Genomic DNA, 23355 nt, shown 5'->3' on the forward strand with positions numbered 1-23355 from the left:
TATGTAAAAAAAAAATGATAAACTTGTTTGTTCTATCTAAAAAAGGACTTCTTGTAATATTAAATCAAAACAAAAAACGAACATGAAAAAAACAATTATTTTACTATTTGCCTTTTGCTCGGTCTTGGTGGTGAATGCGCAAAAAAACAAGCGTGAGGAAGGCATTAAACTCGGCATCAAAGGTGGTTTGAACATAGCCAACGTTATGGGCGATGTGGAAGATGTAGCCATTAGAACCAGTGTCAACATTGGTCTTGTTGCGGAAATTATAGTTAATGACAAATTCTCGCTCCAGCCAGAATTACTTTACTCAGGGCAAGGAGCCAGCGCCACATTTGACGGTGGAGGAAGATACAAATTAGATTATGTGTTGCTTCCTGTTATGGCCAAATTTCCAATTGCAAATCATTTAAGTTTAGAAGCAGGTCCGCAATTAGGATTCTTAGTTTCGGGGAAATATAAAGACAACAATTCAAACACTACTATTGACGACGTAAAAACCATGGATTTTGGTTTGGGTGCTGGTTTAGAATATGAATTGAACAACGGTGTTTTCTTTCAAGGAAGATATGTTTTAGGTCTAACAGATACCGGATTAGCTGGCGATAACAACAGAGCTAGCAACGCAGTAATTCAATTATCTGTTGGAATTCAATTTTAAAGAACCCTTTGATGAAAAAAAACATACTCTTTTTGGTTGCGGCTTTGGCTTGCATGACCACTATCACAGCCCAAACCGAAGCCACTAATCCAATTACCAAATACCGAAGAAGTTCGCTTTACACCTTGATGATTGATGACCAAAGCAGGCCATATGCGAACGTCATCCGTGCCTCTTTTGAAAAAGGTCCGATACCCGAAAAATTCAACGATCACAACCTTGGCAATCGGGTCATTTCCACCAGCAATGCCAAAGACGAATCGGGGAACATTACTACTTTTCTTGAAAATAATCATGTGGCTCGTGATGTGGTTGCCAAATGGTTCAATCGTTCGGCCAAAGGCGGTTTCAATATGGATTTGATTGCCAAGCGCGGTTCTTATGACGCTTCTGCGCTAGATATTGCCAAAGCCAAAGCCAGCCAAAGAGGTCTGGAAGCTGTAGCCGATGCCGGTGAAGAATTGATTAAAAACACTTTTATTCTTGTGAACGATTATAACTATGTTTCTAAAGAAGAAGTGGCAAAAAAAGTAGGCGGCTGGCTCGATAAAATTGGGAATGTTGCTGCTTCAGCCGGGTTAGGCGATGTAGCCGCTACCACAACACTTACCTCAGGAGCCGTGAAAGTAGCCGGTAAAGGATATGTTGTTAAAACCAACGCTTACCTATACCGATTGGTTTGGAACGAGGAGGTGGCAGCCATTTTCTACAACGATTATTGGGCGGATGACAAAACCATAACTCCAGAAAGAAAAAAAGCTTTTGAAGAATCTAACATTTTTAAATTCGAATTAATTGGTTCCGATACTTCATGGGCGGATGTGCAATCGACGGTTTTTACTAAAAAAACAGAAGAAGAACTGATTGAAAAAGCCACTATCAAGGCCATCGATGCGGTCATTGTTAAACTTCAGAAAAACCACGACGAGTTCAAAACCAAAACCCCTTTGTATACCGGCGAACCCAATATTTCAGCCAAAATTGGTTTGAAAGAAGGTGTCTCTGATAAATCTAAATTTGATGTATTAGAACAGCGTCAGAACAAAGACGGAAAAACGGAATATGTGGTAGTAGGCTCATTAAAAGTAGACGACAGCCAACCGATCTGGGACAACCGTTACGGCGCTGATGAAGAAAATCCCGACAGCAAAGTAGACCGTACCTATTTCAAAAAAACCGGCGGAAAAGACTTCTATCCAGGCATGCTCATCGTTCAAAAGAAAGGAAAATAATCACTTAAAACCACATAAAATGAAAACAAAACAAATATTGACACTAGTGCTTTTGGTACTGACTAATGCTATTTTCGCACAATCAGGGAAACAGAAAAAAGCAGACAAAGCTACTCGTGAATGGCGTTATGAAATCGAATGCGCCGGAATCGGAAAAGACGGTACATACTTAATCAAAGTGTGGTCGTATTCTAAAAAAGCCGACATCGCAATTACTCAAGCTAAGAAGAACGCTATCCACGGAGTAATCTTCAAAGGATTTTCAGGTGGCGGACAAGGCTGTACTTCACAAAGAGCTTTAGCAACCAACCCGAATATCGAGGAAGAAAAAGCAGATTTCTTCGAACCATTCTTTGAGGAAGGCGGAAAATACATGAAATACGTTTCTGAATCATCAGACGGCAACGTAGGTGCAGACGACCGTGTAAAAGTCGGCAAGGAGTATAAAGTCGGTGTTATCGTTTCTGTGCAGAAAGATGCTTTGCGCAAAGACCTAGAAGCAGCCGGAGTTATAAGAGGATTATCATCTGGATTTTAAAAAATAACATTATGAAAATTAGAATAGCACTTTTAGCTTTATTATTGTCGGTTCCGGCGATTCAAGCGCAGAAAAAACTGGCTGGAAATTACGGCTATAAAACCGAATGTATGGGTATTGAAGGCGACGGATCAGCTACCGTGAAAGCATGGGGCAACGGAAGAAACCGCTCCGATGCTGTGGAGCAAGCCAAGAAAAACGCCGTTCGTGATGTGATTTTTACCGGATTGCTGGAAGGCAAGCAAGATTGTAAACAAAAGCCTTTGATTTTCGAAGTCAACGCCGAAGAGAAATATGAAGATTATTTCAATAAATTTTTTGCTGACGGCGGCGAATTCAAGAACTACATCTCACTTCGCGATGAAAGAATCCTAGACAAACTTGACCGTGACCGCAAAAGAGGCCGTGGCAGCGTCACCAACGGATTGATCTTAAGAGTACTCCGTTCAGAACTGAAAGCAAAACTCATTGCTGACGGTATTATCAAACAATAATTAAGCTATTAAAATGATGAAAAATCGATTCCATAAAAGCATTTTTACCCTTTTGGCTTTATTTGCCTTGAACTTTGTTTCAGCGCAAGCCAAAAAACCCACAATCATGGTGGTGCCTAGTGAAGTTTGGTGCAATACCAACGGCTACATGACGACTTACAACAATCAGGGCACGCCAACCAAAATTCCTGATTTCAAAAAAGCCTTTCAAGAAAATGCTAATTTATTGCAAGTAGTGGCCAAGATCAACACATTGATGATGGATCGCGGATTTCCATTGAAAGACATGTCATCAGCCATTAAAACCTTAGAATCCGAGAGTGCTGAAAACGCCATGATGAGTTCAAAATCGGGTGCAGGAATCTCTGAAAGCCCAATTGATCGCTTGAAAAAAGTCGCCAAAGCAGATATCATTATGGAACTCACTTGGACGGTAAACACCACTGGCCCAAAAAAATCAATCACCTATACTTTAAGAGGATTGGACGCCTATACTGACAAACAAGTGGCCGGAGCTACCGGAACGGGCGCGCCTTCTTTTTCTGCGGAATTACCTGTCTTGCTCGAAGAAGCTGTATTGGCTAACATCGATGGATTCAACGCCCAATTACAAGCCCATTTTGACGATATGTTCGCCAATGGTCGTGAAATTATCGTGAGAATCAAAAAATTCGATTCATGGCCAGACGATCTTGAAAAAGAATTTGACGGTAAAGAATTGGGAACTGTCATCGAAGACTGGATGACCGCCAACACTGTTAAAGGAAGATACAGCTTAAGCGATTCTACTGAAAGCATGCAATTGTATGAGCAAGTGCGTATTCCATTGTATGATGCTACCGGAAAAGCTACTGACGCAAGAGGTTTCTTAAAAGGTTTGCAGACTTTCTTGAAAGGTGCACCTTACAACATCACCAACAAATTAACCATGAAAGGTTTAGGACAAGCAGTGATTGTCTTAGGCGAAAAATAAAATCTACACATATGAAAAATTTAATCAGTAAAATAGCCTGCGGTGTTGCTCTATTTGGGTTTTCAACTATGGCAATTGCGCAGGAATCTTCAACGAGTGCTGCTGCATTAGGACGTGTGGCCATCACGGCTTACGTTCCAGATCAGTTGGAAGGCTTACCGGCTGGAGCAGCCAATATGCTCGCTAACAAACTCAACCAGATTGTTTCTGCCAACGGAATTTCTGGCGGGGCCAACACCAGATTCATCATCACTCCAGACATTGATGTGGCAACTAAAGACTTACTCGCGACAGCACCACCAATGACGGCGTTAACATTGAACGTAAATCTATATATTGGTGATGGGGTTGATGGAAAGAAATATTCCTCTCAAACAGTTACAGTCAAAGGAGTTGGTACCAACGAGACCAAAGCCTACATGGATGCTCTTAAAAACATCAAACCCAACGACGCCGGTATTCAGAGTTTTGTGTCGGGAGCGAAAACCAAAATCATCAACTACTACAACGAGAGATGTGGTCAAATCATCAACGAAGCAAAATCTTTAGAAGCCCTATCGAACTTTGAAGGCGCACTAATGAAACTGACTTCAATTCCTGAAGAAGCTACAGAATGCTACAACAAAAGCATGGCAGCTGCCGTTCCGGTTTGGAAAAAATTCATCGAACGCAATTGCAAAATCAAAATGAGCGAAGCCAACACCAAATGGAACGCCAACCAAAGTTGGGAAACCGCTAATGAAGTTGGAGCCATTTTAAGTACGATTGATCCAGAGGCATCTTGCTACAAAGAAGCTAAAGCCTTGAACGACAAAATCGGAAAAAGAGTACTGGAAATCGATAAAAGAGAATGGAACTACAAGATGGAAATTGATGTTAATCTGGAAAGAGACCGAATCAAAGCCATCCGCGATATTGGTGTAGCCTACGGAAACGGGCAACCGAAAAGCATCGCATACAACATCATTGGTTGGGGACGCTAATAATCCTATACCTTAAAAATAAACCTCGATTCCAGCAATCGGGGTTTTTTTATGTCAAATCTTTACTTAAATTTAGCCATGTTTAAATCCAAAAAAGACACCGTTTATGTCGTGCTTGCAGGCATTTTCATCACCAACGCTGTTGTGGCCGAGCTCATTGGAGGTAAATTGATTTATGTAGGCGATGCCGTAATGAGCGTAGGAATTCTGCCTTGGCCGATTGTTTTTATCACCACTGATTTGATCAACGAGTACTTTGGCGAAAAAGGCGTTCGCAAGCTCTCCTTGATCACGGCTTGTTTGATTGCGTATTGTTTCGTTTTGCTTTATGGCGCGCTGCAGATTCCGGCCGTTAGTGGTCCGAACTTAGTGACTGATGCTCAATTTCACGCCGTATTTGGACAGAGTATGTGGATTATCATTGGAAGTATCACCGCCTTTTTGGTTTCGCAACTCATTGATGTAACGATATTCCATTTTGTAAAGAATAGAACTGGCAATCGAATGATTTGGCTCAGAAGTACTGGTTCAACAGTAATTTCCCAACTTTTTGACAGTTTTATCGTGCTCGGGATCGCGTTTTGGATGACCGGAAAAATGACCACTGCAGTCTTTATCTTATCCGCATTTACGGGTTATTTCGTTAAACTCATCATCGCCATATTACTCACGCCGCTGATTTATCTCGGACATTATTTAATCGAAAAATACATTCACAACTAATGGAAAACAAAATTCGCTGCGCCTGGTGCGAAAAAGACGATTTCTACCGCGATTATCACGATAACGAATGGGGCAACCCAGTTTATGATGACGACAAATTGTTTGAATTTCTTGTGTTGGAAACTTTTCAGGCCGGACTGAGTTGGTATACCATTTTAAAAAAACGCGAAAATTTCCGCAAAGCCTTTGATCATTTCGATTATAAGAAAGTGGCACAATACAACGAAGATAAAATCCAAGAACTACTGCAAAACGAAGGGATCATCAGAAACCAACTCAAAATTAGAGGCACCATTGCCAATGCTGTTGCGTTTATGAAAGTACAGCAGGAATTCGGCAGTTTCTCCAAATACATTTGGGGTTTTGTAGACGGCAAACCTATAGACAACAAACACCGAGACTTGATTAGCATTCAAGCCACGACGCCTTTGTCGGATACCATCAGCAAAGATTTGAAAAAACGTGGTTTTAAATTCGTTGGTTCTACGGTAGTCTATGCGCATATGCAAGCTACCGGCATGGTCAACGATCACGTAGCGGATTGCTGGAAAAGGGCTAAATAGTTTCTCGATTTAAAATCTTCATAAAAGCAGCGCGCGGAATTTCGCGACAACCCAAACTTTCGAGATGTTCGTTGTAAACTTGTGCGTCAAGCAATAAATAGCCTTTTTCGTTTAGCGATTGCACTAAACTCAGAAAAGCCACCTTGGATGCATTTGACACCAATGAAAACATACTTTCTCCGCAAAAAACATGGCCCAAGTCGATGCCGTATAAACCCCCAACGAGTTCTTGATTTTGCCATACTTCAACTGATTTGGCGTGACCGAGTTCGTGCAATTTCAAATACGCTTCAATCATCGAATCGGTAATCCAAGTGCCGGTTTGGCCCTCGCGTTTTACTTTTTGGCAATGCGTGATTACTGCTCTAAAATTGTGGTTGAAAGTCACGGTGAAAATGCCTCGATTAAGAATATTGCGCAGGCTTTTCGAAGCTTTGAATTCTTGCGGAAACAACACCATTCGTTGCGGTGGCGACCACCATAAAATCGGATCATCGGCTTCAAACCATGGAAATATTCCGCTGCGATAAGCCAACAGCAAGCGCTCAGGGGAAAGATTGCCACCAAAAGCCAGAATTCCTTCAGGTGAAGCCAATTCGACAGGCGGAAAATAGAGTTCATCAGTGATATGGTACATTAGCTTCAATAAAATTGAGACAAAAAAAATCAGAAACTAGAACTGTCTAACTCCTGATTTTTTATGTATGTTTTTGCTTTACAAAGCCTTTATTAGAAAGGCAGGTCATCGTGCTCTTCTTCGGTAAAGCTAGGAGCGGGTTCAAAAGCGGGAGCGGCCGGCATTTGTGCTATTGGCTGCGGTGCTTCTGCTTGTAGTTTGCCGATTCTCCAACCTTGAATAGTGTTGAAGTAAACCGCTTCTCCTTGAGGATTGATCCACTCGCGGCCGCGTAAATTAATATCCACTTTGACTACATCACCTACTGCATAACCGTTAAGCAACTCACACTTGTCTTGAACGAATTGCACCAAAATGTGCTGCGGATATTGCTCGTCTGTGGTAACAACCACATCTCTTTTTCTGAATCCTGAAGCGCCTACTTCTTTGGTGGCGTCAATCATTTTAATTTTCCCTGTTACTTCCATCTTCTGTTTTTTTTATGTGTGATTATTTTTTTAAATGCTCGGAGCCAAAAGAATTTTCCAAGCGGCTGAAATTTCCTGACGACTTAAATACTCTTTTGCCTTGCGGTGTATTTTGACCTGATCATCAGCACTCAAGAGCGCCTTGGCCTCGAAATTTTCTTTTACAAATATACTGACTTCTTCGGGCGTGGGCAAGGCTTCAATATTGCCCAACATGCCCAAATCATTGCCATCAAAAACCTCGCTATGGCGAATGAAATCTGGAATGGCATCCACGCCGATTCCCAAGTTGGCTATTGGTTTTGGAACTTCGAACAAACCTTGATTGCTGCGCGAATACCAGTTGTTTCCCAAACGGGCGACCAAATCGATCTTGTGTTGGTCGATCATGCCGTTGGCGTCGAGGATTTTTTCGTCAATATGGATTTTGACTACTTCGCAGATAACTAAATTTCCTGCACCACCTTCTGTGCCCAAAGCAATGATTTGATTGACTTTACATTCGAACTGTACTGGTGATTCTTTGACTCGATAAGGTTTTACAAGGTCTGATGGAATTTGAGTCAGCCCTGATTTGACAAACTCGTTGACTCCATCAGCATATTCCGTGCTGGACAAAGAAGCTTGTTGCACCAAATCATAATTCACAATGTTGATGACGACTTCTTTGGTAGCTTCTGCATTCATTAACGTGTGCTTGGTAGTATTGTCGCGTACTCTTCTGGCAGGTGAAAAAATCAGAATTGGCGGATTGGAGCTGAAAACGTTGAAAAAACTGAACGGCGACAAATTGGGTTTCCCTGTGGTGCTAATGGTACTAGCAAAAGCTATCGGACGTGGTGCTATTGCACTTTGCAAATAGGCTTGTAGTTTTAAAGGCGTCAGGTTTTTGGGTTCGAGGCTCAGCATAATTGAAGGCGTTTGCACAAAAATAACGAATCACTAAACACCTTATAAAACGCTGTTAATAAGATGCTGTTTTTTTTGAAAAGTATTTTGATGGTTGCAGCGCCAGCCCTAGCCCTGATGGCAGCGGCATCCTTTTGCGCGATTTTTCTTCGTGCAAAAGATAGAGCGGACAGCAGGAATCAGCTTCAAAAAACAACAAAATATTTATCAACAATTCTCATTACTATAACGTTTTAGTTGCTGTATTGTAAAAAACTTTATGAGGTTATACGAGTATTTCGCAATAAAGTCTGAATTTAATTTATAATTTCATAAAATATAAAACTCTAAAAACCAATTCAATGAAAACAAAGCTCACGCGCATCCACATCGTTTTTGCGCTGGTTGGCTGGTGCTTTTTCGGCGCTACTCAAGCCAGTGCCCAATCGGCAGCAAACGTCAATGACATCATGCTACAAGCTTTTGGCTGGGATGTACACACCCAATCATCGGTTGCCAATGAGGGCGGATTATATAATTATCTCAAGAACCGTTCGGCTGGTTATGCGGCTTCTGGGTTCAATGTAATTTGGTTGCCACCACCGAGCAAGTCTACCGGTGGCGTAGGTTATATTCCAACGGAACTTTTTAATTTCAGTCAAACCGTTTATGGATCTGAAGCGCAACTCCGAGCCATGCTTACTGCTTTCAATGGCAGTTCGCCACGAATTCATCCGATGGCTGATATTGTGGTAAACCATCGAGGCGGAACCACTAATTGGACAGATTTTACCAACCCTACTTGGGATTGCCATTCGATTACCAATAACGACGAGGCGAATTATGTAGCCATTACCGGTGTTCGCCCTTGTGGAAATGCCGATACTGGTGAAGACTTCAACGGTGCACGCGATTTAGACCACACCAATTTACAAGTGCAAAACGGCGTGAAAGAATACTTAACGCGACTCAAAGGGCTCGGTTTTGACAGTTGGCGTTGGGATGTAGCCAAAGGGTTTTCAGCTGGCTATTTCGGAGATTACATTAATGCATCTGCGCCTTATGCTTCAGTAGGCGAATATTGGGACGGAAATGTAAACGCCCTCAAATCATGGATCAACGGCACCGGAAATCGTTCTGCTGCTTTTGACTTTGCTTTATATTACAACGCTTTGCAACCGGCAATCAACAATGGAAATTATGCCGCACTTGCTGGAAATCCGGGCTTGGCTGGACAGTTTGGTTATGCTGACAAAGCTGTGACTTTCATTGATAACCACGATACATTTGTAAAACCAGGTAGCTTTGTGAGCAGCGATAATATCATGAAAGGCTATGCTTTTATCTTAACGCATCCGGGCATGCCCTGTGTCTTCTTTCCACATTACAATGGCGGTACCTATAGCAAAGACGGAGTAACGGTGACTTATACAAATAATAAAGTTGCGATAGACAAGCTCATGGCCATTCGAAGAAACAATGGGATTAATGCTTACAGCTCAGTGGTGGTTTCTAACTCAGGTTCGTTTTATTCGGCCACGATTGACAACAAAGTAGTGGTGAAAATTGGCCCGGGTTTGTGGAATCCGGGAACCGGTTGGGTTTTGAAAACTTCGGGAACTGATTATGCCGTTTGGGAAAGAGAATCTGTAACCGATGTTCCGAGTTTGACCGTAGCGCCGGCTGGAGGAAGTTTCGTCAGCGGCACGACGACAAATGTAGTATTAACCGCGAACAACAGCAGCTCGACTATATACTATACCCTTGACGGATCGACCCCAACAACGGCTTCGGCATCGGCTGTAGGAACCAAATCCCTAGTGATTACGGCAACCACGACTGTGAAAGCTTTTGTTCGAAATACGGCGGGCGCTTCCTCTGCAATAAATACCCAAGTCTACACTTTTAGCACTCCGCCTACTTTTACAGTCTACTTCAAAAAACCGGCAGCATGGAATTCGGCAGTAAAAATTTATTATTGGAATGTCACCGGAACGGCTCCGGCAGCAGCTTGGCCAGGAGTCGCAATGACTTTAGATTGTGGTAGTTGGTACAAATTTACTTTCCCTGCCACTGTGAGCGCTTCGAGTATTATTTTTAACGACGGTACTTCGCAAACCCCAGACTTAACCGCCACAGCAGGAATTCGCTATTATGACAATGCTTGGCTGGCTTCAGAACCGGCGAACCGTTGCCCTGTAGCTGCACCGGTATTATCCGTATCACAAGCGGGCGGCACATTCACTAGTGGCACTTCGATAAATGTCTCTTTGACGGCCAACGTCAGTACTTTTACCATTTATTACACGCTCGACGGATCGACGCCTACCACTGCCTCGCCATCGGCTATCGGTACCAAAGCACTTTCAATTACCAGCAACACGACACTAAAAGCTTTTGTTCGAAATACTGCCGGAGTGAACTCTGCCATCAGAACTGAAGTTTATAATTTTTCAGCACCAACTACTTTTACGGTTTATTTCAAAAAGCCGAGCAATTGGGGCAATGCGGTAAAAATTTATTATTGGAATGTGACCGGAACCGCAACAGCAGTGACTTGGCCCGGCGTGGCGATGACCCAAGATTGTGGCAGTTGGTACAAATATACTTTCCCTGCAACGGTCAGTGCTTCGAGTTTAATTTTTAACGATGGTAGTTTGCAAACTGCAGATTTAGCGGCCGCGGCAGGAATCCGCTATTATGACAATGCTTGGTTGGCTTCGGAACCAGTGAACCGTTGTCCGGCATCGATGACAGTGTATTTCAAGCCGCCGACTAGTTGGACCACCGCACCCAAAATTCACTATTGGAACGCTCTGCCGACAGGAAGTGCCGCCAACACCACTTGGCCCGGAATGACCATGAATGCTGATGTGAACGGATTTTATAAATACACTATTGTGGGGCCGACTTCGGTGAACATTGTCTTTAACAACGGTAATAGCGGTACGGGAAATCAAACTGCTGACTTGCTCAACAAAACTAACGGCTTCTCGTATACTTGGGGTGCAGCCGCGAGAATGAGTGACGAAAATACGAGTGATGCAGCCGCCACGGTTTATCCTAATCCGGTGATCGATTGGCTACAAATTGAAACAAAAGCGGCTATATCTAATTTCAAATTGCTGAACCTTCAAGGTGCAATTTTAAAACAAGGGCAAACCGGAGAAAATTCGATTCAAATGTCCGATTTGACTTCTGGAATTTATTTCTTACAAATACAGTATGAAGACGGTCGCGAAGAAGTGCAAAAAGTCATGAAAAAATAACTCAAACCTACCCTATTGAATCAAAGCCCGAGCAAAAATCCGTTTGGGCTTTGCGCTTTTTGACCGAGTTGATTTTTGCGCTCAAGCCAATTATTTCTCTATATTTATGGCTCAAATTGACTTATGGAATTTTCGACCCGAAAAAACATCACACGCTGGATTCTGATTGCTGCTTCTTTTGTAATCGTGACGATGATTCTATGGAATACTTATACCTTTTTCCAGATTTTCAAAGACGAAGAGCGTGTGAAAATGGAGCATTGGGCCGAAGCGCAGAAAATGCTTAATAACGCTGATGTAGATACCGATATTGAATTGCCACTGAAAATCATTCAAAATGCAACTATTCCTATTGTCTTGACCGAGCACAACAAAGTTCTCAATACGAAAAATATCGACGAGAGTATTGAAAAAGATTCCTTGAGAATTAAAGAATTAATTGCTAAACTCAAAAACCAAAACGACCCAATTGCCATCGAATATACTCCAGGGAAATTTCAGTACTTGTATTACGGCGACTCTTCTTTGTTGAACAAACTCAAATATTATCCGATTGCGCTGGTTTTGATTATTGTACTTTTCGGCGCCTTGGTTTACAATTTTTACCGAAGCACCAAAATGGCCACGCAAAATAAACTTTGGGCAGGAATGGCAAAGGAAACCGCACACCAAATTGGAACACCTTTATCTTCACTGGTGGGCTGGCTTGAAATCATGAAACTCGACAACCTCGACCCGGCAACGGTAACAGAGATTGAAAAAGACATCAACCGCTTGCAAACCATCGCCGATCGTTTTTCTAAAATTGGCTCGGAACCAATTCTGGAGAAACGCGACATCATTAAGGAAACTCAGGATTCTTACGATTATTTGCAGGCTCGGTTTTCTAAGCAGATTGTCTTTTCATTCAAAGCACCTAAGAAGCCGATTGTGGTTTCGCTAAATCCGGCCTTACACAGTTGGACTATAGAAAACTTAGTCAAGAACGCCATCGACGCCATGAGAGGCAAAGGCAAACTTTCTGTAATAATTGAAGACGACGGAAAATTCGTAAAAATTAAAGTAACTGATACGGGAAAAGGCATTCCCAAAAATCAGTTCAAAAGCGTTTTCGAGCCAGGATTTACCACCAAAAAACGCGGTTGGGGCTTGGGTTTATCGCTAACCAAACGAATCGTTGAAGAATACCACAAAGGCAAAATCAAAGTGCTGCATTCTGAGGTCAACAAAGGAACTACTATGCAGGTGAGTTTTACAAAATCGGGATAGATATAAACACAGATTCCACAGATTTACACAAATTTTCTCTGTGCAAATCCGCGGAATCTGTGCTTACTTTTTTACAAGTTCGATTGGATATTTTTCGCTAAAGTCTCGAATTCTTCTGGGGTTAATTTCACTTTATTCTGAAAGCGCATTTCGTCCATTTCGTTGAGTGGAATTAAATGCACATGCGCGTGAGGAACCTCTAGCCCAATCACCGCCATGCCAATTCTTTTGCAAGGAACGGTTTTTTCTAGTCCCGCAGCTACTTTCTTGGCGAATTGCATCAAACCCAAATATGCCTCGTTTTCCATGTCAAAAAGCTTATCGACTTCCTGTTTCGGGATGCAAAGCGTGTGGCCTTTCGCGTTTGGATTTACATCTAAAAACGCCAAATAATGCTCATCTTCGGCTACTTTATAGCACGGGATTTCGCCTTGTACGATTTTGGTGAAAATACTAGCCATTTTATCTGGAGATTTCGAGCACTTCGAATTTCAAAACACCGTTAGGCACCGTGATTTCAGCCACATCGCCTACAGATTTACCAAGTAAACCCTTGCCAATTGGCGAAGTAACCGAGATTTTGCCTGATTTGAGGTCGGCTTCGCTTTCAGCCACGAGCGTATATTTCATCTCGACGCCGTTGAGTTGGTTTTTAATCTTTACGTTGGAAAGCACTAAAGCCTTAGACAAATCGAGTTGCGACTCATCAATCAAGCGGGCGTTGGCATGCACTTCTTCTAGTTTGGCAATGCGCATCTCAAGCAAACCTTGGGCTTCTTTGGCCGCATCGTATTCGGCATTCTCAGACAAATCGCCTTTGTCTCGGGCATCAGCTATATCTTGCGACGCTTTCGGACGCGCCACATTTTTCAAATAATCTAATTCTTCTCTTAGTTTTTTTAATCCTTCTGCTGTGTAATAAGATACTGCACTCATAATTTCCGTCATTTATATAAATAGAAAAAATCCCTTGTTACGGGATTCCTCGCGGCAAAGATAACATAATTTACTATAGATAATTCTATGTTAATCACTGCCAAGCCAAATTTAATTAATTTATATTTGACAACGTTATTATTTCTGATTTTTTTATCGATGCGAAAATACCTCATATTCCTACTATCGATGGTTTTGCTGATGGCTTGTGAAAAAGATTCCGGGCGAACTTACACCAATCCGTATTTGCCCAACTACAGCTTTTCAGCCACGTTGAATTTGAACTTGCCTTCCTATGTGGGATTGCGCTCAAACGGAAATCCGATTGCTTTTACTGTTGATGGCGACATTCATATCGTGATGATTAAAGTCGGCGGAACCGATTACAGGGCTTGGAACGGCAACTGCCCCAACCAAACCCCGACGGCTTGTTCAAAACTTTCGATTCAATCTGGAATTGCCAAATGCAGCTGCGAAGATGGGTATCGGTACAGCTTATACGATGGCATAGCACCCAACGCCCAATATACTATGGTCGCTTATCGCGTGGAGGTCATCAACAGTTCTACAGTTCGGGTTTACAATTAAAAACCCAAAGTTAAACCCACTAAAAAATTCACACCGGCTTGTGGGTAATAGTACGGATAAATGTCATACATGTATCCGTTGGAAATGTATTTTTTATCCAAAACATTGTTGACCAAACCATTAATTACTATCGATTTGAAAACAGCTTTGGGCTTGATTTCGTAAGATAAATTCAAGTCATGAACCGAATAATCGGGCAGTTTTGCAGCTGGTGATTCAATGTTATTTAAGTATTGCTCACCAACGAACTTAAACAACCACGAAATTTTCAAAGGCGCTATAGGCTGATAAGTGAGCTGATTTGCTGCAACGATATTGGGTGAATAGGCAATATTCCTGGTTCCGACGTTTTCACCATTCACTTGTAAATCGACATTTTTATTCTGGCTCAAACTAATATTGGGGCTCGTCGTGAGTTTTTTACCCAAAGTCATCGCCGCTTCGATTTCAATTCCGAGGCGGTAGCTTTTCTCGCTGTTGGAACGGATTGGATTGCCCACATCGTCAAGGTTTCCGGTCAAGATCAATTGGTCTTTATAGGCCATATAATAAAGGTTCGCGCTAAGTTTGAATTTCTCAGAATCATGCCGCCAACCCAATTCGTAATCATCGAGTTGCTCCGGCTTCGGATTCCCACTTTCGTAGTCGGTACGGTTCGGTTCTCGATGAGCTTTGGCATACGACACATAAGCGGTATTTTTTTGGTTTAAACTGTAAGTAAGACCTGCTTTCGGATTGAAAAAACCAAATCGCTCGTATACCAACTGCGGCTGCACTCCGTCGGCGTTGTATGTGACACTTCTGAATTGCAAATCGCCAAACAAGCCCAATTTTGACGTGAGTTGATAGTTGACCTTGGCAAAAGCGGTCGCATCAGTCTTGGTAGCGCGGTCGTCATAATAGCGGTATTGTGGATCTAAAACCAGATTGGTCGAGGTTCGGATAATTTTGCCGAAATGACTTCCGAGGTATTGGTTCCAGCTTCCGCCCAGAATAATATCGAATTTTTCATTCTTGTAATTTCCGGAGAAAGTGGTACCGAAAAAATCATTGTCGAGCCATTTTCGATTGACCAAATCGGCTTCGGTGGTGCTATTGGCGACTAAACCATAATCTGACAAAGTCGCGTCTTCTTTGAAATTCTCGTAATAACCATTGCCTTTGGTATAATGCAAAGCGGCTTGCGTGCTGAAATGCTCGGTATACTGCTGGCTCCAATGTAATTGAAAATGATGTTGCTGGTAGTGGTCGATTTGATTGGCGTAAAAGCGCTCGTTGCCCTCATCATCAAAATAAGAACCTGCAGAATTATAAGTTGGGTCGGATTTGTAAGTATCGGCATCTATCCCGTTCCAAGATTGGTAGGTTTTTTCGACACCGCCAAACAGTAGCGCTTTAATAAGCGTTTTTTTGTCAAGATAAGCCGACTGCAAAAAATAGGATTTCAAATCTGAAGCAGCGCGGTCGACGTATCCGTGAGAATTGATACTGGAGACGCGTCCGGACATTTCAAAATGGTCATTAAGTAGTCCGGAAGTAAATTTAAGTGTGTGTTTGTGCGTATCGAAACTGCCGTAAGTATTGGTAATTTCACCTTGGCTTTTCTTACTTACTGCGTCGGTTTGCAAATTCAGGCTCGCGCCAAAAGCACCGGAACCGTTGGTGGAAGTTCCCACTCCGCGCTGCAATTGAACGCTTTGCACCGATGAAGCAAAATCGGGCATATTGACCCAAAATGTACCGTGACTTTCTGAATCGTTGTAGGGAACACCGTTAATAGTAACATTGATACGCGTTGCATCGGAACCGCGTACTCGAATGCCGGTATAGCCCACGCCATTACCCGCATCTGACGTCGTGACTACCGAAGGCAAGAAATTGAGCAAAATGGGAATGTCTTGGCCTAAATTGCGCGAGGCTAATGCTTCTTTGGAAACATTGCTGAAACTCACTGGGGTTTTCTTTTGCGCGCGTGTGGCTTTGATTAAAACCTCATCGAGTGCTTGGACTTGGGTAGTGTCGGTTTTTTGTTGCTGGGCAACCGCCTGCATGGTCAAGAGTAAACTGGTGGCTAGCACTATAACCGCGTGAGGGATGGCAGCAGAAATCATGGCGCCGAAGCTGAGTGCGCGAGGCGAAGGCGACTTATTGGCGCGAACAGCCCGGCCCACAGGGACACGCCCAAAATGAAATTGGATTTTTTTTGAGTCTGACAGACTCCGTGCGAATAAAGTTTTCATCCGTAAAAGTTTTACGAATAAAAGGGGTAATTATTCTGGTTATGTATAATTGATGTTTCTGGCTTTGCGTAGCATTCCGTCGCGAATTATGGAAAAGTAGCACGGCCAACGCACCACCTGGCTCCTTCGCTAAAAATGTCCACCGGACATTTTTTTTACGCTCGGCCCTCCCTTGGCAGCATTACCTGCCCAGGTTCTTTGGGTATAATCTCAGCTCGTGATTTAGAGCACCCCTTTGAGACGCGGCAAATGTAATTAATAATTAATAATGAATAATTAATAATTGGGCTTTTTTCGCGATTGCTTGATTTCAGATGCGTTGCGTTTGTCTTTGATGCGTTTCTCGATAGCTGCTCTAGGTATTTTTGTTGCCTTTCTGGTTTTGGGCACCACCAGCGCCATTTTGAGGATTTCAAAAAAACGTTGCGTAACCAGCTTTTTGTTTTTGAGTTGGCTGCGGTCTTCTTCGCCGTTCAAAATCAGTAGCGAATCGGTGGTTAAGCGACTGTTCAGCTTTGATTTGAGCCTAGCTTTTTCTTCATCGGACAAACCTTGTGAGGCGTTTACGTCGAAAGTGAGCACTACTTTCGAGGCTACTTTATTGACATTTTGCCCGCCGGAACCTGAACTGCGGACTGCCTTATACTGTAATTCTGAAGTAATTTTATCGGTGTCCATTATTGGGGTTGGTGTGCCGCTTTAAGCAAATCGTTGACGGTTTTTACCGGATTGAAAGTGATTAGCGGCACTTCGACAAAAATGGTGATCCATTTAGCCATCGCGCCGTTCCACAAACCGGGCAGTTCGTAGGCTTTAAGTTCTCGACCGTTTTTGTTTTTATCGACAATAAAGCCGCTGTTGTGATCTACAAATTCGTTCAGATCAAATTTACCGCCTTGGAAATCTTTGATGCCACAAACCAAATCGACCGGATTGAAATGCGTCGAATCTTTCAAAATTTGCAATTGCTGCGGATTGTTCAAATCAATTTGTGAAGTTTCAATAATCTGTAATGATTCATGGCCTTTGATATCGCGAACCCAAAACGGACCGCCGCCGGGTTCTCCTTCGTTTTTGACCATGCCGCAAACCCGAATCGGACGATGCAACACTTCTTTGATGTATAGAATTTTGTGCTCTATAGTATACTTTGAAAAGTCATCAATAACGGCAATATTAAGGTTCTTTTGCGCGAAATCTATAATGTTCGGAATCTCACTTTCAGCCAATAATCCGTTTTCAATTTGCTGCAAAATACCAAAAACACGTTCTTGCAACTCGAGCAGAATTCCAGCCAATGCCTTTTTATACAAAGTGATGGTCTCGATGTGGTTTTGGATGACATTGTCGATATTTTTAATAAAAATGACGTCGGCATCCATCTGGTTTAGGTTGTCAATGAGCGCGCCATGACCGGCCGGACGAAAAACAAGCCTTCCGGATTCGTTTCTAAACGGCGTATTATCGAGCCCGACAGCGATGGTATCAGTAGAAGGATTTTGAAACGAAAATGTAATGTTGATTTTGGTTTGGGTTTTCTGCTCGACCTTGCGGATTTCATTTTCAATAATCTTCTCAAACTGCGATTGGTGGATATCGGAAATCGTGAAATGCAAATTGGCCACGTCTTGCGCACTGGCATACAAAGCACTCTCGTTGAGATGTTCTTCAATTGGTGTGGCTGTATGCGTCGGGTATTTGTGAAAGGGCAAAATCGCTTTGGGCTTGTTGCTAAAATTGAAATATTCTGGATCGAGCAATAGCTTTATAAAATAGTAGTGCTTTTTATCGGCTTCCCAAGATTTGTAATCCGAATGCAGTTCGCGCAAGATGGAATCAATAGTATCGTAAAACGGAAACTTATCAATACCTGTTAAAAAAACCGTCAAACTTGCAGCATTCTTTTTATTGATATAACTGTTGATCGTGTCGTTCTGCGGATCAAACTCATTGAGAAACTCGTTCAAGAACTTAAACATTCTACTGGCTGCTCCGGAGGCCGGAACAAACTTGAGCAATTTGAGGGCTGTTTTTCTTCGGTCGAAATAATTAGAAAAATCGCGAAAAACAACCTCGTCTAGTTTTACAATACCGTCGTTTACTTGGGCAGGACGAACTAAAACCGCCTTTGAAATACCATATCGGAACAGCTCTAAATGATGATTGATATGCGACAACTGAATGCCTTTTTTGTACACTTGCACGAAATCATGCGAATTCAAGCCCATACGTTTGGCTTCTTCAAGAGCGGCAATAATTTTAACGGCCTTGTCAAATCGTTCTTGCGCATTGCCTGTTAAGGTAATATAAGGTTTGTCAAGGTCGATGAGTGCTTGTCTGAAAATTGCGAAAGATTGATCCCGACCCTCAGGTGCATCGCGCAAATCGTCTTTCTCCCAAGGCACATCGATATCGGTTAAGAAAAACAAATCGTATTTATGCTTGCGCGCAGCCTTCTCTAGAGCCGGATCGCAAAAATTGTAATAGATTTCAGAGAATACCTTAGTCACTAGCAAACAAGTATCGCAAAACAAATATTTATTCGCAGTCAGCAAGGCTTCATTTTCCAGACGGGTTTGACCAATTGCTATTGGAATCAAGTCGTCTGGGTCACAAGTTTGCTGGTAGTCGTCCCATTTTTTCTGAAGATAATCTCTAGCATATTCTGGTGCCCAAGCGGTTTGAAAATGCTCGGCAAGTTGTTTGGCCAGTGTTGTTTTTCCGGTAGATTCCGGACCGAACAACGCTATTTTTGAGATGATGGTATGTTGTTGCTTAAGATTTTCTTCCATTCTAAATAAGCCGAAACGGCCAAAATTGTAAAAATTAAATATTGTAAGGCCAGCATTCCTAGTCCGCGGTAAGCATAAAGCGGCGTTACAATTACATCACCTATGATCCAGAGCGTCCAGTTATCAATTTTCTTGAGCGCCATATACCACATGGCCGTAAAAAAAAGACCGGATGCAAAAATATCAATATAGTTGTCTTCTTTGATCGTATTGCCAAAGATTTTATAGATACCGAAAACTACGAAAATCGTCATAAAGAACAATAGCGTGCCAATAACTTTTTCACGCTGAGTAGTCCGGGTGATTTGCAGGTCGTTGTTGGTTTTGCCTTGCGCCCACTTGTACCAGCCGTAGAGGCTCATCACCGAAAAATAAGCATTAACCATCATATCGCCCAGATAACCCGCTTCCCATAAAAGATAAGTCGTAATGACCGTAGCAATTAATCCGGTCGGGTAAACCCATATATTTTCCTTTTTGGCGAACCACACACTTAAAATACCAAACAGAAACGCTGTGAATTCGAGCCAGATTTGCATCAAACTAGCGTCTTTATAGGTGTGGAATAAAAAATCGAGCATGGTTTAGGAATTAAAAAAATCGTTGTCGTTTTCAAACGCAGTTCCGATAACTACCATATCTGCTCCTGCCTCATGTGCTTTTTGAATACCTTGTATACTGCGAATGCCGCCGCCAACAATCAGTGGTATTTGCGTGTTCTTACTTACGGTTTGAATAATTGTTGTTGGAATCGGATTTTTCGCACCACTGCCAGCTTCGAGGTAAATTAGCTTCTTTCCGAGCATTTCACCAGCTTGTGCGGTGTGCAAAATGGCTTCTATATCAGATTGGTCCATCGGCTGGGTTTGGCTCACTCGCGCAACAGCTGTCTGATGACCGCTTTCAATGAGCAAATAAGCCGTTGGGATAATTTCGAGCTTGGTTTTCTTGAGCTTCGGAACCGCCGCCACCTGATGCCCTATGAGATAATCAGGATTTCTTCCCGAGAGCAAAGAAAGTAACAAAATAGCATCTGCCTTGTCGCAAATTTGAGAAGAATCCCCTGGAAAAAGCACTATCGGCAAATTGCAATTTTCTTTAATCTGAATAATTAACTCCTCTAGAATATCTGTTTTTACTATACTGCCGCCGACAAAAATATGGGTAGCCGGCGATTGGTTGATTTTCTGTAGTAGCAAATCCAAAGCGTCCAAATTGATTTTGTCGGGATCGAGCAGAATGGCTAACAATTTCTGGCTTTGTGTTTTGGCTTTGAGTATTTCGTTGTAGAGATTTTTCATGTTTCGCTGGGACGATTATTTTTCAAAAGCATAAACTAACGTAAAATTTTCGACTTCTTCGAAAAACAATTCATAGGTGATTTTATTGCCGGCAAAATTCAAAACGGCTGTAGTTTTTTTCGAAGCAAGATCAAAAGCAGCCACTTCGATGTGGTTGTTGAAACTGATACCGACTTCGTTTCGGATTTTGAAAATCGCTTCCTTAGCCCCCCAAATGATTGTAAGTTTTCGGATGTAATCTGCACTTTCCGGATTTAAAAATCGTAATTCTCTTTCTGCAAATTTGAATCCGATAACCGCTATTTTCTCGCGCTGCATTTCTAGGTCGATGCCTACGTTGCGGTGGGTGATGATGATACTGGAAAATTCGTGGGAATGTGATATGGAAATGTGTTTGCCGTCGTCGAAATACGGTTTGCCGAATGGGTCATAATGTAAATTAAAATCGGTGTAGCCAGCGGTTTGAAGCAATTTGCGGACGCTTAGAAAACCGCGCTGGTGTTGTTCAGACTTCATGCTTTGCAAGCGCTGAAGGCTTTTGTCTTTCAGAGTAACCTCGTCTAGTAATTGGCTAAGTGGCTCGGTGATTTTCCAGAGGTAGATCGTGGTTTGCGCGTCGGGTTGGATGATTTGATGCAGCGGCATTTTAGTTCGTGGTTGATAGTTGGTGGTTGATGGATGCCTTTCGTTGCGAAAACGTCTGGTTTCCCTACAACCCTAGCCCTGATAGTAGCGGCTATCCTTTTGCGGCGGGGTTCGCCGTAAAAGATAATAGCGGATAGCAGGTTCTCGGCTCCTGAATCTTATTATTTTATTGATTTTTAAAATCTTAGGACGCTAAACAACTTATAATTATTAACAAATACTTTTTTAATCTTGGGTTATTGTCTAAATTTGCGCTCAAAATTTAAATAACACAAATATACTATAAATGAGTACGACAACTATGCCTTATGTGGCTTACAAAGTAAAAGACATTTCTCTGGCGGCTTGGGGAAGAAAAGAAATTGAATTGGCCGAAGCTGAAATGCCGGGATTGATGGCACTTCGCAAAGAATATGGCGCTTCACAACCACTGAAAGGCGCGCGCATTGCCGGTTGTTTGCACATGACCATTCAGACGGCGGTTTTGATTGAAACCTTAATCGCTTTAGGCGCTGAAGTAACTTGGTCTTCTTGCAATATTTTCTCAACACAAGATCAGGCTGCTGCTGCGATTGCTGCGGCCGGAATTCAGGTGTACGCCTGGAAAGGTTTGAACGAAGAGGATTTTGACTGGTGTATCGAGCAGACTTTGTTCTTTGGTGAAGACAGAAAACCGCTCAATATGATTTTGGATGACGGAGGCGATTTGACCAATATGGTTTTTGACCGCTACCCAGAATTGGTGGCAGGAATCAGAGGTTTGTCTGAAGAAACTACTACCGGTGTTCACAGATTGTACGAAAGAATGAAAAACGGAACTTTGGTGATGCCGGCAATCAACGTAAACGATTCGGTAACCAAGTCTAAATTTGATAACAAATACGGTTGTAAAGAATCGGCTGTAGATGCTATCCGTCGTGCTACCGATGTGATGTTGGCCGGAAAAAGAGTAGTAGTTTGCGGATACGGCGACGTGGGTAAAGGTACTGCGGCTTCTTTCCGTGGCGCGGGTTCGATTGTTACGGTTACTGAAATCGACCCGATCTGTGCTTTGCAAGCGGCGATGGACGGTTTTGAAGTAAAAAGATTAGACACTGTGGTAGCCAACGCAGATATCGTCATCACCACTACTGGAAACAAAGACATCGTTTTGGGCAGCCACTTCGAGAAAATGAAAGACAAAACCATCGTGTGCAACATCGGTCACTTCGACAACGAGATCGACATGGCTTGGCTCAATAAAAACCACGGTGCGTCTAAAGTAGAAATCAAACCGCAAGTAGACAAATATACCATCAACGGGAAAGACATTATCATCTTGGCTGAAGGTCGTTTGGTGAACTTAGGTTGCGCAACCGGTCACCCAAGTTTTGTAATGAGTAACTCGTTTACCAACCAGACTTTGGCGCAGATTGAATTGTGGAACCACAGCGACAAATACAACAACGAAGTATACATGTTGCCAAAACACTTAGATGAAAAAGTAGCTGCTCTACACCTAGAGAAATTAGGCGTTGAGTTGGAAACCTTGAGAGAAGACCAAGCGGCTTACATCGGTGTGGAAGTCAAAGGGCCTTTTAAGCCTGAGTATTACAGATACTAAGAGTTAATTAATAATTAGACCCTCGTTTTTTCGGCGAGGGTTTTTTTATAACTTTCGCTTCCACTAAACAGAAATTTTATGAGAACAAACCTAAGAACTTTAGCAATCGCAGTAGTTGGAACCTTGACTCTGATTTGCTGCAAGAAAGAAACCGTTGAAACCACAACCACAAATCAGATCGATTCAGATACCGTAGTGACCACAACCACAGAAACCACTTCAATCAGCCCCAATGTAGAAACCGATTCCATCAAGGCCCGTTGGGAAAAAGCCAAAGCCGACCTTAAAGCGGCGATAGAAAAAGGTGATAAAAAGGCTGAAGCCGCGGCTCAAAAAACTGCCGATGAAGCAGAAGCTGCCTGGAACAAACTCAAGGCTAATGTAAAAGAAACCTCCGAGGAAGTAAAAGCAGATCTCGACAAGGCTGGAAAAGATGCCAAGGAAAAGTACAATGAGGCTTTAGAGAAAGCCAAGGCAAAATAAGTTCAGGACCGCTTCGCAAGAGGCGGTTTTTCTTTTATATTTACGAGCCTGACCGATTCATTATCAGGTA

Annotated in this window: 24 protein-coding genes; 13 read left to right on the forward strand and 11 right to left on the reverse strand. The window is 42.5% G+C overall.

Going from position 1 to position 23355, the window contains the following annotated elements; translation table 11 throughout:
* Nucleotides 1–82: 82 nt before the first annotated feature.
* The 8 genes from G4D82_RS01545 to G4D82_RS01580 all read left to right on the forward strand — a co-directional run bounded on the left by G4D82_RS01545 (nucleotide 83) and on the right by G4D82_RS01580 (nucleotide 6167).
* Nucleotides 83–661: a porin family protein gene (locus tag G4D82_RS01545; RefSeq protein ID WP_166333721.1), complete on the forward strand. Its 579-nt coding sequence runs from the start codon at nucleotides 83–85 to the stop codon at nucleotides 659–661.
* An 11-nt stretch (nucleotides 662–672) separates the two neighbouring features.
* Nucleotides 673–1893 carry a hypothetical protein gene (locus tag G4D82_RS01550; protein WP_166333724.1) on the forward strand — a complete coding sequence of 407 codons (1221 nt, stop codon included), beginning with the start codon at nucleotides 673–675 and terminating at the stop codon, nucleotides 1891–1893.
* Nucleotides 1894–1912: 19 nt separating this feature from the next.
* Nucleotides 1913–2431 (forward strand): hypothetical protein, encoded by a 519-nt coding sequence (locus G4D82_RS01555; RefSeq protein WP_166333726.1) that lies wholly within the window; start codon nucleotides 1913–1915, stop codon nucleotides 2429–2431.
* Between the two features lie 11 nt (nucleotides 2432–2442).
* Nucleotides 2443–2925, forward strand: a complete 483-nt coding sequence (locus tag G4D82_RS01560; protein WP_166333728.1) for a hypothetical protein — start codon at nucleotides 2443–2445, stop codon at nucleotides 2923–2925.
* 13 nt (nucleotides 2926–2938) lie between these two features.
* On the forward strand, nucleotides 2939–3898 hold the full coding sequence (locus G4D82_RS01565) for a DUF6175 family protein (RefSeq protein ID WP_235924280.1): 960 nt from the start codon (nucleotides 2939–2941) through the stop codon (nucleotides 3896–3898).
* A gap of 11 nt (nucleotides 3899–3909) precedes the next feature.
* The gene (locus G4D82_RS01570) at nucleotides 3910–4881 is read left to right on the forward strand and encodes a hypothetical protein (RefSeq protein WP_166333730.1); all 972 of its coding nucleotides are present in this window, start codon (nucleotides 3910–3912) and stop codon (nucleotides 4879–4881) included.
* 78 nt (nucleotides 4882–4959) lie between these two features.
* Nucleotides 4960–5604, forward strand: coding sequence for a queuosine precursor transporter (locus tag G4D82_RS01575; RefSeq protein ID WP_166333732.1), 645 nt, complete (start codon nucleotides 4960–4962; stop codon nucleotides 5602–5604).
* Nucleotides 5604–6167, forward strand: a complete 564-nt coding sequence (locus G4D82_RS01580; protein WP_166333734.1) for a DNA-3-methyladenine glycosylase I — start codon at nucleotides 5604–5606, stop codon at nucleotides 6165–6167. Before G4D82_RS01575 ends, G4D82_RS01580 begins: the two co-directional genes overlap by 1 nt.
* On the opposite strand, the gene aat is transcribed toward G4D82_RS01580, so the two are convergent.
* The 3 genes from aat to G4D82_RS01595 form a co-directional block, all read right to left on the reverse strand.
* Nucleotides 6160–6804, reverse strand: a complete 645-nt coding sequence (gene aat, locus G4D82_RS01585) for a leucyl/phenylalanyl-tRNA--protein transferase (protein ID WP_166333736.1) — start codon at nucleotides 6802–6804, stop codon at nucleotides 6160–6162. The two genes, G4D82_RS01580 and aat, sit on opposite strands and share 8 nt — an antisense overlap.
* Before the next feature lie 92 nt (nucleotides 6805–6896).
* Complete coding sequence (locus G4D82_RS01590; protein ID WP_166333738.1) at nucleotides 6897–7271, reverse strand: DUF3127 domain-containing protein; 375 nt, start codon at nucleotides 7269–7271, stop codon at nucleotides 6897–6899.
* Between the two features lie 30 nt (nucleotides 7272–7301).
* Nucleotides 7302–8180 (reverse strand): flavin reductase family protein, encoded by an 879-nt coding sequence (locus G4D82_RS01595; RefSeq protein ID WP_166333740.1) that lies wholly within the window; start codon nucleotides 8178–8180, stop codon nucleotides 7302–7304.
* Between the two features lie 341 nt (nucleotides 8181–8521).
* Here G4D82_RS01595 and G4D82_RS01600 point away from each other — a divergent pair, with 341 nt between their 5' ends.
* Both G4D82_RS01600 and G4D82_RS01605 read left to right on the forward strand, forming a co-directional pair.
* Nucleotides 8522–11428 carry a starch-binding protein gene (locus G4D82_RS01600; RefSeq protein WP_166333741.1) on the forward strand — a complete coding sequence of 969 codons (2907 nt, stop codon included), beginning with the start codon at nucleotides 8522–8524 and terminating at the stop codon, nucleotides 11426–11428.
* A 123-nt stretch (nucleotides 11429–11551) separates the two neighbouring features.
* Complete coding sequence (locus tag G4D82_RS01605) at nucleotides 11552–12697, forward strand: sensor histidine kinase (RefSeq protein ID WP_166333743.1); 1146 nt, start codon at nucleotides 11552–11554, stop codon at nucleotides 12695–12697.
* Nucleotides 12698–12768: 71 nt separating this feature from the next.
* On the opposite strand, the gene G4D82_RS01610 is transcribed toward G4D82_RS01605, so the two are convergent.
* Nucleotides 12769–13158 carry an HIT family protein gene (locus G4D82_RS01610; protein WP_166333745.1) on the reverse strand — a complete coding sequence of 130 codons (390 nt, stop codon included), beginning with the start codon at nucleotides 13156–13158 and terminating at the stop codon, nucleotides 12769–12771.
* A gap of 1 nt (nucleotide 13159) precedes the next feature.
* On the reverse strand, nucleotides 13160–13633 hold the full coding sequence (greA, locus tag G4D82_RS01615) for a transcription elongation factor GreA (RefSeq protein WP_166333747.1): 474 nt from the start codon (nucleotides 13631–13633) through the stop codon (nucleotides 13160–13162).
* 159 nt (nucleotides 13634–13792) lie between these two features.
* On the opposite strand from greA, the gene G4D82_RS01620 reads away from it, so the two are divergent.
* Nucleotides 13793–14221, forward strand: coding sequence for a hypothetical protein (locus G4D82_RS01620; RefSeq protein ID WP_166333749.1), 429 nt, complete (start codon nucleotides 13793–13795; stop codon nucleotides 14219–14221).
* Here the strand turns inward: G4D82_RS01620 and G4D82_RS01625 are convergent.
* From G4D82_RS01625 to G4D82_RS01650, 6 genes are all read right to left on the reverse strand, one after another.
* Nucleotides 14218–16332, reverse strand: a complete 2115-nt coding sequence (locus G4D82_RS01625; protein WP_166334271.1) for a TonB-dependent receptor — start codon at nucleotides 16330–16332, stop codon at nucleotides 14218–14220. The two genes, G4D82_RS01620 and G4D82_RS01625, sit on opposite strands and share 4 nt — an antisense overlap.
* A 405-nt stretch (nucleotides 16333–16737) precedes the next feature.
* Nucleotides 16738–17139 (reverse strand): alternative ribosome rescue aminoacyl-tRNA hydrolase ArfB, encoded by a 402-nt coding sequence (gene arfB / locus G4D82_RS01630; RefSeq protein WP_166333751.1) that lies wholly within the window; start codon nucleotides 17137–17139, stop codon nucleotides 16738–16740.
* Complete coding sequence (locus G4D82_RS01635; RefSeq protein WP_166333753.1) at nucleotides 17139–19253, reverse strand: DUF4301 family protein; 2115 nt, start codon at nucleotides 19251–19253, stop codon at nucleotides 17139–17141. Before G4D82_RS01635 ends, arfB begins: the two co-directional genes overlap by 1 nt.
* Nucleotides 19208–19834 (reverse strand): nicotinamide riboside transporter PnuC, encoded by a 627-nt coding sequence (pnuC, locus tag G4D82_RS01640; RefSeq protein ID WP_166333755.1) that lies wholly within the window; start codon nucleotides 19832–19834, stop codon nucleotides 19208–19210. The genes G4D82_RS01635 and pnuC overlap by 46 nt, the downstream gene beginning before the upstream one ends.
* A gap of 3 nt (nucleotides 19835–19837) precedes the next feature.
* Entirely contained in the window at nucleotides 19838–20554 is a 717-nt protein-coding gene (locus G4D82_RS01645; protein ID WP_166333757.1) for a geranylgeranylglyceryl/heptaprenylglyceryl phosphate synthase, read from the reverse strand.
* Between the two features lie 15 nt (nucleotides 20555–20569).
* A complete protein-coding gene (locus G4D82_RS01650) occupies nucleotides 20570–21199 on the reverse strand; it encodes a 4'-phosphopantetheinyl transferase family protein (protein ID WP_166333759.1) in 630 nt (209 codons plus the stop codon).
* A gap of 286 nt (nucleotides 21200–21485) precedes the next feature.
* Between G4D82_RS01650 and ahcY the strand changes: the two genes are divergently transcribed.
* Nucleotides 21486–22802: an adenosylhomocysteinase gene (ahcY, locus tag G4D82_RS01655; RefSeq protein WP_166333761.1), complete on the forward strand. Its 1317-nt coding sequence runs from the start codon at nucleotides 21486–21488 to the stop codon at nucleotides 22800–22802.
* 78 nt (nucleotides 22803–22880) lie between these two features.
* Nucleotides 22881–23285, forward strand: coding sequence for a hypothetical protein (locus G4D82_RS01660; protein WP_166333763.1), 405 nt, complete (start codon nucleotides 22881–22883; stop codon nucleotides 23283–23285).
* The last annotated feature ends 70 nt before the right edge of the window (nucleotides 23286–23355 follow it).

This window comes from Flavobacterium lotistagni (assembly GCF_011392125.1).
Taxonomy (GTDB): Bacteria; Bacteroidota; Bacteroidia; order Flavobacteriales; family Flavobacteriaceae; genus Flavobacterium; species Flavobacterium lotistagni.